We start from the raw sequence: 13,330 nt of genomic DNA, 5'->3' as shown, positions 1-13,330 counted from the left end.
CGAAGGGGTCGATGCGGCGCGGTGCAAACGGAACCGCGCGCATCGCGAATGAGGCGGCGCCTAGCTGGCCGCCGCTTTTTTTTAGGATGTCGCGCTCCGCATTCATCCGGGCCAGCTCGCGGCGCAGCCGCTCAATCTCAAGCTGCTCTGAGCGCAGGTTGCCGTGGCCGGGAAAGGCCGATCCAGGATCACCTTCCGCTTCGCGGATCCACTTACGCAGCACGTTGGCATGCACGTCCAGATCGCGCGCCGCCTGCGCTGCTGAAACGCCCCGCTCCAATACCAGCTTCACCGCCTCGAGCTTGAACTCCCGGCTGAACTTCCGTCGTTGCATCATCACCCTCCGGTCCCAAAAACACCTTATCTTGGTGTCCACGAAACCGGGTGCAGCTCACACCGAGCCGCCGACCTTGTGGTTCGACAGCAAGAAGCGCTCAGCGTCCGTCAACTCAAGGAACGGTCGACCGTACCACTCAGCGATGTGAAAACGTTCCGCCAAGTTAGCCCCCTCGTTACGCGCTTCGGAGGCGTAGCAAGTGTGACGCGGTCATTCCAGTGGATCACATCATCGAGCACAAATGGAATCGGCAGTTCCGGGTTTACGGTACCTATCCGGTTCTTGCTTCTAAAGGCAGCAAGCAAGCATGCGATATAACGCGCACAAGGTATTGAAAACCAATAATAAAATGGTGGACGCACTTGGGCTCGAACCAAGGACCCGCTGATTAAGAGTCTCACGTCCGTATGTTTGATGGGGTTCGCTCTGTTACGCCAGTCTACGATAAACCGAAGAAAAGCAGTGGTTAACTCCACGCTCCAGTTCGATAACGGTTGCTGTCAGTCGCTGCAATGTGCTACCTAGCTGCTACTTGGTGGAGTGTGCGATGAAAGTGAAGCTGACCGTCCGTGGCGTTGAAGCGATCAAGCCAGCAGCGGCTGACGTGATTGTTTGGGACACGGAACTTGCAGGCTTCGGCTGCAAGGTCACACCCAAGGGAAAGCGGACCTATTTCCTCTACTATCGTAACAAGGAAGGGCAACAGCGCCGTCCTACGATCGGCGTGCATGGCCCGACGCGCCCGGAAGCTGCACGAGAGAAAGCGCGTCGGTGGCTCGCCGACGTATCGGAAGGCAAGGACCCATCGCAGTCCCGGTCGGACGATCGTGCCGCGCCCACCGTTCGCGACCTATGCGAGCGCTACATGAGCGAGCATGCGGAAACCCGAAAAAAGGCGACGTCGATCCGTAACGACCGGCGCTTGATCGATACGCATTTGCTGCCCGCACTAGGTTCGAAAAAGGTCGGATCTGTGACCCGACCCGACATCGCCGCGCTGCATCATTCGCTGCGTGCTACGCCCTATGAGGCCAACCGATTGCTAGCGATGGCGAGTAAGATGTTCGGCCTTGCCGAACGCTGGGGTTTGCGTGTGGACGGTTCCAACCCCGCAAGGAACATCGACCGGTATCGGGAGGCCAAGCGGGAGCGTTACTTATCCAGCGCAGAAGTTGCACGGCTATGGACATTCCTAAGCTCTGATGAGGCCACCGCCAAGGCATCCGCGAGCGCCATAGGTGCCATCAAATTGTTGATGTTGACTGGGCGACGCTTGAACGAAGTTCTCGGGCTTCGCTGGGAGTGGATTGACCTTGAAACAAAAGTCATGCGCTTGCCTGACACAAAAAACGGTGCGCTGACCGTTTCGCTCGGCGATGCCGCCATTGCGGTCCTTGCTGATCTGAAAAGCTATGGCCGCGATGAGACCTTTGTTATCGCGGGCCAGCGGAAGGGGGCGGCACTAGTGAACCTGCAAAAGCCGTGGCGTGCCTTGCGGGCCTTGGCAGGACTGGACGACGTGCGCATTCATGACCTGCGGCACACTTTCGCCAGCATCGGAGCGGGGCTGGGTATGGGTTTGCCAATTCTCGGACGCTTGCTTGGCCACACTCAGGCGGCGACGACCAACCGTTACGCCCACTTGGCCCAAGATCCCGTTCGCGTGGCGGCTGACGCGATCGGCGCGGAGATGATGCGGCTTGCGGCAGTGACAGCCAAGGTCGTTGATGCATAAAGCGACCAGTCCGTTGCCGCCCAGATGTCGCCGTTCAGTTCGGATCTTCGGCTTCCTGAAACCTGCCGTTCGCCGAACAGATGTTTTTCGACGGCAGCTGCTTGCCCGATCGGATCGATGGCAAGCCGGGGATCAACCTCGCCGCGTCTAGCGTTGGCTACGACAGCTTAATTTCGATTTGCCGCGCCTTGGGCCAACGGCCCAGACTTTAAGCAGGAGTTCGCATGGGATTGATGACAACCGTGCAGATTAACGCTGGCTGCAAGCTTCCCTCATCCGCCATTCAACCGACTCGGCGCAGACCGTGCACAGACGAGATGGAGGATGTGATGAAGAAACTTGCAATGACTCTAGCTGGCGCAGTTGCAGTTAGCTTTTTTTCCGTCCCTGCGATGGCGCAATCGGTTCACGACGACGATCATGAGCAGCTTGATGCAGAGCATGCGGCAGTTCACGATCAGCTCGGTGAAATCCATCAGGAGGCGCACGAAGACGGTCTGACACCGTGGGAGCATCAGCGGCTGCATGAGCAGCTGGCGCGAGCTCATGAGCGGACTGACACGAATATCGAGTATCAGCACGAACTTGAGCATCAAAGCCAGGCTTATCAAAACCGCTCCTATAATGGTTACGGGTACGGCTCCGGCTACGGTGGTTACGGTCAGGGCTATGGCTATAATGGGTACGGTCGAAGCGGTGGTTACTACGGCACCAACCAGCGCGGTTATTACATCCAGCGCCGCGCGCGACCGACTGTGCGCTATTACCGCTATTACAATGGGCGTCGCTACTGACCGGTCCATCCGCTCGAGGTGTGGAATGCATAGGTCCACACCTCGGATTGGTGCCGCTTGCGACGACCCTACGTATAGCTGCCGTGCTCCGGGTTCGATGCCAAAATAATTTTACTTTGAGAGGACAGCGAGATGAAATTCAAACGATCAATTCTTGCCGCATTTGGCGTTGCCGCAATCGCGGTAGGTCTGCCTACAGTCGCATCAGCGCAGAGTAGCATTACATTTTCGATCGGTTCGGGTTACGACAGTCGCTATTCCGGAGCACCCGGATACGGTTATGACGCTTACCCTGATTTCGCTCGCAGTGGCTATTACGACGACAACGACTACGACGACGCGCCCGACTATGACGGCTATAATGACCGCGCCTACAGCGAGGATGTCTATGTCGGTCGCCCCTATTATGACCGCCGGACCGAAATTTATTCACGACAGGGTTATCGCCGGCCGCAGCGCTGCACGTCGGGCACGACCGGAGCGATCCTTGGCGCGGTGGTTGGCGGGCTTTTGGGAGGTGAAGTCGGTCGCGGCGGATATTACAATGAGCGAAGTACGACTGGCACTATCGTCGGCGCTGGCGCCGGCGCACTCGCCGGACGCGCGATCGAACAGGACGGTTGCAGGTAGGCTGGACCGCGCCCGTGCAGCGAACGCCCCGTGGGCGATTAATTGAGACGGCCGCCGCCATAGCCTCAGAGCTTGGCGGCGGTTACGTCTGACAATAGGTTCGCTATACGATCGTGCCAACGCCGTCAGGCTTTGCGCGTTTTTGTCTTCTTGCCGGCATCCGTAGAAAAAACTTCCGCAATCGCCGGTTTGTTGAGCGGCTTGAGCCTTCCAAACTCGCCGCAGCGGAGCGAGATTAACAATTACCGCCTTTTTGTCCAACGCATAATTACGTCCCAGTTCACCACCTACCCCCCCTTCAAAATGCAAATGCGTCGCAATAGAATGGTTGTGACTGGGGAGATGTTTGGTGTGGCGGCTCGGATTGACATGTCTTTTGCTGTTCGTGCCATCGGTTGCATTCGCCGAGCCTGGCGTCGGCGATCCGGTTTACGGTGCAACCCTGAAGCGCGGAACCACCGAGTTTGAGGCACGCTATGGGCCACTTACGGGAGGGTCGGACGATCGCAAAGATGGCCTGACGCTGGAAGCTGAATACGCATTTTCCGAACGTCTAGCGGCAGCGGTTTTGGTGGAGACTGCGCGCGAGCCTGGCGGCTGGCGCACTGTGCAATCGACCTCGATCGAAGCCATATAGCCCCACCAACCGGAGGGCTGCCGGCGCTACCTGGAAACCCTGCGGCGAATCGCCGCGTCGCTGACCCGATCCTGGGAAAAAATCCCAGCCTGATCCAATAAAACAGTCGGCTTAACATTGATTCAACTCGCCTCCCGCCTTGCTCTAATCGGTTCCGACGAGCGTCCGAGGCGTAAAAGATGGTGAGAAGATGCCAGATCGATTATCTCATGCCGACAATGCCCGGGTCGGGTCTTCGGCTTGCCTGGCAGATCAGTAGGTGACGATCTTGACCTTATCGCCGGGTCGCATAGCCTGACCCGGGTTCAATCGGTTTAGGACGCGGAACCGTTCCAGCCGATACGCTGAAAACGCCATCCGTGCAGCAAGCGTCTCCTGCGTATCTCCGCTGCGTACTGCCACAACGCGCAAGTAGCGAGGCCTTGCCGCCGCCGTGTCAGCCGAGGTCATGGCCCGGAACGAAGCGACGAGTGATTCGAGTTGACCCAAGCCTTGACCCGCGGGTGCGAGCACCAGAAAGTGGTAGGCGCGGTCTCGTGAAGGCGCATATGCGAATACAGTCGCATCGATCTCGGTCTGTCCGCTCTGCGCGCGCACCGTGGTATAAGCAGCGGGAATGCCGTTTACTTGCGTCTGCCTGACTGCGTCACTGCTCGCGGAAATGTTGCCAAGCTGGCTTAGCACGCGGGTGACATAACGGGGGAGATCGCCGTCGTACGGCGCGGTCGAGAACTGCGCCTGTCCATCATCGCCCGATATTGTTACAGCTCGCGCGCCGTTAGCAATTGCAAACCCTTGAGGCACGGAAAATGCCACACGTCCCGGCGCATACAGAAAATTACGGCCATCGATCACGCCTTGTTTAGGATCGTCTCCGTACAACATGCCATCTATCGCTGCGAGAAAGGGCGCGCGGCCTCGTTCACCGGTCGCCCGACTTACTTGAGCCGCTTGCTGCTGCGCACGGCGCACACGTGACGCTGGATCAGGATGGGTGCTTGCCCATGCCGGACGTGCGCTGGAAGCGCCTGCGATCTGCTGCGTCAGCGCATTCTGCGCCGCAAGATCTTCAAGCATCGTCGAGAGAGCCGCCGGGTCATAACCCGCTCCGGCGAGATAGTTGATTCCCAGATCATCGGCCTGAGTTTCTTGTGAACGCGAAAAACCCAGCGTGGCTAGTTGAGCTCCAGTGCCGATCCCTCGCGTGAGCAGTTGTCCTACCTGAGAGTTGCCCGCGACCGAACCAACCAGCAATTGGCCGAGCGCACCAAGGATCGAGTTGCGGGTGGCAGTCTTTTCACGCTTCGCACTATGCCGTGCAGCAACGTGTCCGACTTCGTGGCCGAGCACTGCCGCCAGTTCCGCCTCATCGTTCATGAGCGCCAACAAATTGCGCGTCACGTAAACATAGCCACCCGGAATCGCGAAGGCGTTGTCGACCGAGCTGTTCAACAATGTGACGTTGAAGGCGCTCGGATCGCTGGAAAGGCCTGACTGCACCGCAATTCGACGTCCCACGCGCTCGGCATATTGGGCCTGGGATCCGCGATATACGCCGCCATATTCGGCGGTAATATCAGCCGTTGCAGCGGTTCCCTGCTGCCGCTCAGCCGCATTGATTGGCTCCGCCTGGATCGCGGCGCCCGACTGCGCTTCTGAGGCACCCGGTATCGACAGCGCTAGCGCAAGTGCGGATGCTTCAACCCAAAACTTCGACACTGATAATTTACTCCCCTAAGAGTCGCTCAACGAATTGCATCTGTTGCAGTTCCGTTATGAACGCTCACTGCCGACACCGACTAAGCGAGCGGCACCCACCGCAGTGATTTAATTTGTCGGCTTGACCGGCTCGTTCGGAGATTTGGCTTACAAGCGACCCTATCGGGTTGAAGCCACCTGACCCGCCTTGGAAAATTCTAGCTCTCCGTCATCGGGGAAAAGATCGACTGGCTTCAGGCTCGATAGAATTGACAAGTTGCGTCTCAATTCGTGGTCCAAAGCCGTCGCCATCGATACGAGCAAGGGAACGGCGGCTAAAGCAATCTTCGGTGCCGCAAGCTGCCGGACTGGAATCCACCACCTATCGCCGTTCATCGGTCGCCAGCACGATCATCCTGCCGAAACCCGACCGGCAGCTATCGGGAGACAAAGCGGTCGGACGGAAAGCGCCCCAACCCCGGCCGGTCAGCGCAGCTTCTAGGTTACCTGAAATCCGCAGTTCGCTGAACAAACGTTTTTTCCAGGAACGGCGGCCGCCCTAGGTATCGTTGAAATGAAATTGCGGGGCCGAAAGTTACTTCAGCTCGACATGCCACCACTTGGCGAGGTGTATATTGGGTTTTTTACTGAGCACCGTGCTGCCCGATCGCACGCACGTCGCCACAAAAAAGGGCGCCGGGTCGCCCCGGCAGCCCCTTCTTTGCCGTGGTGCCTCGTCTCAGCGGCAGCGCATCTGCTGGTTGTTTTGGTCGATGCTCTTGCCGAGCACGCCGCCCGCAATGGCGCCGAGAAGGGTACCAACCCCGGCCGAATGCCCTCCGGCAATCACGTTGCCTAATACCCCGCCGCCGATTGCTCCGACGATGAGGCCGGTCGTCCCGTCGTTCCGCTTGCAATAATAACGGCCGTCTGTGCCGCGATAGACGCGGTCGCTGCTGGTCAGTACGCGCTCCTGATAGCTTGATCCATCGCGGTAATATCGCGATGGATCATAACCCGATTCGTCGCGGTCGTCGTACGAATAACGTTGATCCGATACGCGCGGATCGTAATAACTGCCCCCGCGCGGATCGCGATAGCCACGCGCGCGGGCCTGCTGATAACGGTCGAATTCACTGCGGAAAACGTTCAGTTCATTGTCCAAACGCTGCTGTGCTTGCTGGAAACGCTGCTCGTCGGCTTGGCTTTGCGCCAGCACAGGCGTGGCAGCCGCTATGCAGGATCCGGCGATCAGCAGCATCGTGCGGGATAATACGGACATCGGGGGCTCTCCATTTACGTTACGGCTCTCAAACGATGCACCCGCTAATTGGTTGCGCCAAGCAGGCCATTCGGTGGGCCTGCGCGCCAAGAAATATGGAATATACGGAACGGCGATATGATCCGGTGCCGGTTTCAATGACACCATATCTCGGTGTCCACGAAACCGGCAGCACCTCATTACGATCCTTTAATCGTTGTTACTTATTGCTACCCACGTCGGGCGCTTTAGGCTCGTGAGGAAAGTGGTATGCCAGAACACCGTCTCAGCGGCGATAGTTTCGCGGAGGCCATGACCGCTGTAAAACACGAAAAGAACCGCTTTCGCGCCGCAATCGAGGCCGTTCAGGGTGTGCTGTGGACAAACGATGCAGAGGGCCGAATGGTGGGAGAACAGCTCGGGTGGGCCGCTCTAACTGGACAGGCATTCGCCGACTATCAAGGATACGGCTGGGCGTCCGCTGTTCACTCTGACGATGCGCAGCCAACAATCGACGCTTGGAACCAGGCGGTTGCGGAGCGCCGAACCTTCACATTCGAGCACAGAGTGAGGCGATACGATGGTGAGTGGCGACTCTTCGCGATTCGCGCTGTGCCGTTGTTCGACCTGCAGGATGAAGCCATAATCGAGTGGGTGGGCGTCCACACGGACATCACCGAACAACGACACGCTGAAGCTGCAGTCAAGGCCATGAATGCCGAGCTGGAGATGCGAGTTGAGGCTCGAACCGCCCAACTCAAGTACATGGCTTGCCAGCTGAAAAAGGACATGACGGACTTAGAGGATGCCAGGCATCAAGCAGAGGCGGCGACAGCCGCGAAGGCCGCATTTTTGGCGAATATGAGCCATGAAATTCGGACGCCCATGAATGGCATGATGGGTTTCGCCGAACTTCTACTCGGCACTGCGCTAGATCCCGAACAGCACCGTTACGCGGGCTTGATTCTTGAATCGTCTCAGGCCCTGCTTAAGCTGCTAAACGACATTTTGGACGTCTCTAAGTTAAACGCCGGCCAGATGGATGTCGTCGTAGAGCCGTACAATCTTGCTTATGGCGTTGAACAGTGCGCCCGTTTGATGTCACCAATGGCTGAGCAGAAGGGGCTATCGCTCCGCGTTGAAATTGCGTCGGATGTTCCTCAAACTATTCTAACAGACGGTCTACACATACGTCAGATTTTGCTAAATCTGCTCGGGAATGCGATAAAGTTCACGACCAGTGGTTCAGTGTCCGTCGAATTAAAGCTGGTCGCGGATGCGGTCGGGTACCCAACACTTGTTCTCAGCGTGAAAGATAACGGCGTGGGCATCGATCAGGACCGGCTGGACGCTGTGTTTGATCCCTTTGTCCAGGCAGATACATCGATTTCGCGGAGGTTTGGGGGATCTGGCCTTGGCCTCAGCATTTCGCGCCAATTGGTTGAGTTGATGGGGGGTAGCATCAACCTGCAACGTCGGCCCGAAGGAGGAACGACCGCTACCGTAATGATTCCTCTCGCGGAAATGAAACCAAACGCCGGGATTCAACCGGCTACGCCGACGGTCAAGGAAACGCCGGCGGTCGGGCTCGGTGCTTCGGTCCTGCTTGTAGAGGATGTCGATATAAACCGCGAATTAGTAACCATTATGCTGAACCGCATGGGTCACCGGGTTGAGTTCGCCGAAAATGGTGCAATCGCGTTGGCCATGGCGGCGCGCATGAATGAAGAGTCGAGCGGGTGGGACCTTATCCTGATGGATGTGCAGATGCCGGTCATGGACGGCCTCACTGCGACACGAGCAATCCGTGCGCTAGGTGGCAAGGCTGAAACCATCCCCATCATAGGTCTGAGCGCGAGCGCTTTCGCTTATGAGATTCAAGATTGCCGGAATGCCGGAATGAACGACCACGCTGCGAAACCGATCTCTGCTGGGGAACTTAAGCGGGTGGTTGACCGCTGGGTGAACCAAGCGATCGCTGCCGAAGGGACGAACTCACTAAAAGAATCCTTGAACCAACTTTTCGATGAAAGATGCCGAAACTATGCGCAACGGCTGGCTGATGTTCAAGTGGAGCTCCGCCACGCGAATGCCGCGTCAATGCACAAGCTCTGTAGCGAGGCCGTCATGCTCGCGCACTCGGTTGCGGGGTCGGCTGGAATGTTTGGCAAGTCCTGCCTTGGCGAGCTTGCTAGCGAGGTCGAGCGAGAGATCCAGAGTTACCAAGGCTCCGTTAGGACTGGGGCCTCAATCACGCAGCCCCTGTCAAGGCTTGCCGACGCGTTAGCCACCGCAGCAAAGGATTGCACGCCCCTCATTCTCGCGAACGCCGGGGCAGCGTATTTCGCATTGGAAGGAGCGTCCGCTTAATTGAGCGACCTGCCGGAAAGCTGCCGAACTGCTCGCCACCACCTATCGCCGTTCATCGGTCGCCAGCGCGATCATCCTGTCGAAACCCGACCGGCAGCTATCGGGAGAGAAAGCGGTCGGGCGGAAAGCGCCCAAGTTGCGACTTTCGCGGGTTCGCCGCCGTCCCCGAAAGCTGACGTTGGCGGAGGCAGTCTACGACGCTGCCTGCGAGGTTCTCGGACGGCTTCAGCATCGACACGACTTGTTCCGGCACCGTCCTTTTCGTTCGCGTATGCGATCCGAAAATCTCCTTTTCGAAATCGCGTTCTGGCCGAACCGGAACTATCATAGATAGGAACTTTGGGCGCTCAGGGCACGTAGCCGTAGCGTTTTGCTACGGATCTTCCGCTTGACGCCGCCTTAAACGTGCGGCAATTCAAAGATCGAGTACGGAGCCGATCAGCGCGCCGACTAGGGGAGAGATCAAATGCGTCATCAGAGGTATTTGGCGGAGTGCGGATTTTCGGCACTAGCGCTCGGGCTCGCAACGCCGGCGCTTGCGCAGACCACAACGCCCGCACCGTCAACCGCGACCAGCGCGAATGCCGGTCCCGATATCGTCGTCACCGGATCGCTGATCCGCGGCTCACGCAAAGATGGCGCAATCCCAATCGATGTTATTTCCAGTGCCGATACCGCCAAGCAAGGCTCGCCTTCGCTGGTGGAATTGCTGAAAGCGTTGCCGACGTCGAACGGCGTGCTTGGTGACTCGAACCAGTTCGATTCCCGCTCGCAAGGGGCCGAGGGCATTGCGACGATCAATTTGCGCGGGCTCGGCCCGCAGCGCACCCTGGTTCTGCTTAACAGCAAACGCCTCGTTTCGGCCGGCAACGGCATTCCGTCAGTTGACATAAACCTGATCCCGCAGGCGGCGATCGGACGGATCGAGATCCTCAAGGACGGCGCGGCCGCAACCTATGGTTCGGACGCGGTGGCCGGTGTCGTCAACTTCTTCACGCGGACCGAGCAGGAGGGTTTTCTGGTCTCGGGTTCGTACAAGCTCATCAAGAACGACCCGGGTGATTACGACATCTCCGCAAGCTACGGCCATCATGGCAACGGCTTCCGCGTGCTGGTCGCAGCAGGCTATCAGACCCGCGGCGAACTGCTCGCCCGTGACCGTAAATTTGCCATTCGTCCGTACACCGACAATCCAGAAGGCGGCTTTACAGGTGGTGGTAACCCAGCGACCTTTCTCGCGCTTGGCCCTACCGGCGCTCCGATCACGGGTCTCCAGCCCGATGCGAGCTGCGCCGTAGTCGGAGGTTTTGTGACTGCGCTCAATCGCTGCGCGACGCAGTATAGCGCCTATGACTCACTGGTCGACACCGAGAGGCGCGGCCAAGCCTATGTAGAGGTTGGCATCGATGTAGCGCCTAATATCGAATTCGAAATCTCAGCGCTCTATGGTCGCTCGACCGTGCCGCATTATCGCACGTCGCCATCTTACATTCTGACCCAGTCACCGTCTTCGGTTTCGGGGATAACGCAGAGCGGCTTTTTCGTGCCGACGACTAATCCGGGCCTTATCCAGTATCGCGCGCAAAACCCGACCGCGATCCCGGCGACCTCAATAGGGGTGCTGTTTCCGACTTTGTTGTATCGCCCATTTCTCGCGGGCGGTAATCCGCTGTTTGCGAGCGACCCGAATGATCCCGGTGCTTCGGTCGGTTCGCGCAAGTCGGAATCTGAGCGGTTCACCGCGCAATTGTCTGGCAAGCTGACCGGCGCGCTCGATTTCAACATCAACGCCACATATCATCATTATTATCGCTATATCGACGGCTTCGATTCGTTTGGCGACCGCGTACAGCTCGCCTTGCGCGGCCTCGGTGGGCCGAATTGCAATATCACGGCCAACACACCCGGCCTCAACGGTTGCCAATATCTCAATCCGTTCGGCAACGCGATCCAGTCAAACCTCGCTACCGGCGCGGCCAACCCCAATTACGTGGCCAGCGTGGCCAATACGGCCGATCTTGCTCAGTGGTTTTTCGTCAAATCCTTCAGCGCGACGGACACGTCGTTGTTTGTTGCCGAGGCGAGCATTAGCGGCAGAACCGGACTCACGCTGCCGGGTGGCGACGTCCAGTTCGGCGTCGGTGGGCAGTATCGCCGCGAAACCTATTCAGTACTGTACGGTAACAACAACAATCTTGCGCTCAATCCGTGCCGCGAATCGCCCGTTACGGGAAATATCGGCGCTTGCACGCCCAACCAGGGCAGCCTGCTCAACCCACCGGCGACGGGTGCGCTCGCCTTCCTTGGTACCAACCGGAACGCCAAGGCATCGGGAGACGTGTTTGCAGGTTACGGCGAAATTCAGGCGCCGATCTTCGATTCGCTCAACGTGCAGCTCTCGGCCCGTTACGAACGCTACAGCGGCAATGTCGGATCGACCTTCGATCCGCAGGGTCGCATCCGCTTCCAGGCAACTCCGTGGTTGGCCTTCCGTGCCGGTGCCGGCACGACATTCCGCGGTCCGCGCAACGAGAATCTCGATCCCGGATCGGTCACGTCGCTTCAGCTGATCGGAACGAGCTTCCGTCCAGTCGATGTGTTCGGCAACGTCGCGCTGAAGCCTGAATCCTCGACCAATTACTCGGGCGGCGTGCTGCTCAAATTCGGCGGCTTCAACGCTAGCGTGGATTATTTCCGTTACGAACTGACCAACTCTATTGTATTCGAGCCGGTAGCGGGGATCGTCAACACGTTGTTCGCCAATGCCGCGAACTGTGCTGACCCGGCCTTTGCCGCACTTCGCCAGCGCTTCCAGTTCAACGACGGCGGCGGCGTCTCAGGCGCAGGCACCTGCAGAGTCGCCAATATCTCTCGCTTGCGAACCCAGGTTATCAACGGTGCTGGCGTGAAGAATTCGGGGCTTGATTTTGCCGCAAATTATCGAGGCGACTTCGGCAATGTCCGGTTCGGCATCGGTGCCAACGCAACATACACGATCGAGTACAAGACGGCCGATCAATCAGTCGAGGGTGTCATCGTGCAGCGGGCATTCGACGCTGCCGGTAAGCTCAACTTCCAGACCACGGCTTATCCTGTGCCGAAAATTAAGGGCCAGGCTTATATCGATTTAGGGGCAGGTATCTTCGACGGAAGGCTGAGCGGTACCTACATCGACAGCTACCATGATCAGCGCGCCGACACGAATTCGGGTCCGTTCAGGCCGCGCGAAGATCTGCCGGGTAATCCGACCTTGTTGCAGGGCGCGAATATCCCGAGCTTCTTCACTGCCGACTTCACGCTCAGGGTGAAGTTGCCACATCGGACGACGCTGAGCCTGTCGGTTCTGAACATTTTCGACCGCGATCCGTCGTTCGCGCGGCTTGATTATAACTATGATCCGTTCACGGGGAGCGCTTTGAAGCGCAACTACAAGTTAGGGCTTTCATCGAAATTCTGATCGCTTATCGAGCGAATGGGTGACCCGCTGCCTTCGGGCGGCGGGTTTTTAGAGATGCAGTCTCCAAGGTCTCGACCTTTCCCAGGCGCTTCGAAATCCCCCGGAAAAATCTGTCGAGACGTGGTGCAGGCTTGTACCCAGTTCCCACTTCTCGAACTTCTGCGTGGCCGGGACTATCGCGACGATCGGTGGCGTGCGCTGTTCGCCAAGTACGAGACTGTAAGTTACGCGACACGCCTCCGCAGCTCTATGCGGTGTCTGAGCAGTGGTGCAAGCGCGCCCGCACGATCGGTAAGTCAGGCACTTTGAGCTGCTGCCGGTTTCGTGGACACCAAGATAAGGTGTTTTCGGAACCGGAGGGTGTAAATGCAACGACGGAAGTTCAGCCGAGAGTTCAAGCTCGAGGCAGTG

The 13,330-nt window shown here is 58.2% G+C and carries 8 protein-coding genes and 1 pseudogene; 6 read left to right on the top strand and 3 right to left on the bottom strand.

What is annotated here, in order from left to right; translation table 11 throughout:
• Positions 1-73: 73 nt before the first annotated feature.
• Positions 74-334: pseudogene (locus IEV62_RS02835) on the bottom strand (transposase); the annotation flags it as partial.
• Between the two features lie 550 nt (positions 335-884).
• Between IEV62_RS02835 and IEV62_RS02830 the strand changes: the two are divergent.
• The 4 genes from IEV62_RS02830 (at position 885) to IEV62_RS02815 (ending at position 4,133) form a co-directional block, all read left to right on the top strand.
• Positions 885-2,072, top strand: coding sequence for a tyrosine-type recombinase/integrase (locus IEV62_RS02830; protein WP_188445356.1), 1,188 nt, complete (start codon positions 885-887; stop codon positions 2,070-2,072).
• A 329-nt stretch (positions 2,073-2,401) separates the two neighbouring features.
• Positions 2,402-2,866, top strand: a complete 465-nt coding sequence (locus IEV62_RS02825; RefSeq protein WP_188445355.1) for a hypothetical protein — start codon at positions 2,402-2,404, stop codon at positions 2,864-2,866.
• A gap of 132 nt (positions 2,867-2,998) precedes the next feature.
• Positions 2,999-3,496 carry a glycine zipper 2TM domain-containing protein gene (locus tag IEV62_RS02820; RefSeq protein ID WP_188445354.1) on the top strand — a complete coding sequence of 166 codons (498 nt, stop codon included), beginning with the start codon at positions 2,999-3,001 and terminating at the stop codon, positions 3,494-3,496.
• Between the two features lie 349 nt (positions 3,497-3,845).
• Positions 3,846-4,133, top strand: coding sequence for a hypothetical protein (locus tag IEV62_RS02815; protein ID WP_188445353.1), 288 nt, complete (start codon positions 3,846-3,848; stop codon positions 4,131-4,133).
• A 252-nt stretch (positions 4,134-4,385) separates the two neighbouring features.
• Here IEV62_RS02815 and IEV62_RS02810 read toward each other — a convergent pair whose 3' ends face one another.
• Together IEV62_RS02810 and IEV62_RS02805 are read right to left on the bottom strand one after the other, a co-directional pair.
• Complete coding sequence (locus tag IEV62_RS02810; RefSeq protein WP_188445352.1) at positions 4,386-5,852, bottom strand: M48 family metalloprotease; 1,467 nt, start codon at positions 5,850-5,852, stop codon at positions 4,386-4,388.
• A 718-nt stretch (positions 5,853-6,570) separates the two neighbouring features.
• Positions 6,571-7,092 (bottom strand): glycine zipper 2TM domain-containing protein, encoded by a 522-nt coding sequence (locus IEV62_RS02805; protein ID WP_188445351.1) that lies wholly within the window; start codon positions 7,090-7,092, stop codon positions 6,571-6,573.
• Between the two features lie 270 nt (positions 7,093-7,362).
• Here IEV62_RS02805 and IEV62_RS02800 point away from each other — a divergent pair, with 270 nt between their 5' ends.
• On the top strand, positions 7,363-9,462 hold the full coding sequence (locus IEV62_RS02800) for a PAS domain-containing hybrid sensor histidine kinase/response regulator (RefSeq protein WP_188445350.1): 2,100 nt from the start codon (positions 7,363-7,365) through the stop codon (positions 9,460-9,462).
• A 466-nt stretch (positions 9,463-9,928) separates the two neighbouring features.
• Positions 9,929-12,919: a TonB-dependent receptor domain-containing protein gene (locus IEV62_RS02795; RefSeq protein ID WP_188445349.1), complete on the top strand. Its 2,991-nt coding sequence runs from the start codon at positions 9,929-9,931 to the stop codon at positions 12,917-12,919.
• Positions 12,920-13,330 lie beyond the last annotated feature (411 nt).

The organism is Sphingomonas psychrolutea (assembly GCF_014636175.1).
In the GTDB taxonomy this organism is placed as follows: domain Bacteria; phylum Pseudomonadota; class Alphaproteobacteria; order Sphingomonadales; family Sphingomonadaceae; genus Sphingomonas; species Sphingomonas psychrolutea.
This window is presented reverse-complemented; position numbering and strand designations above follow the sequence as displayed.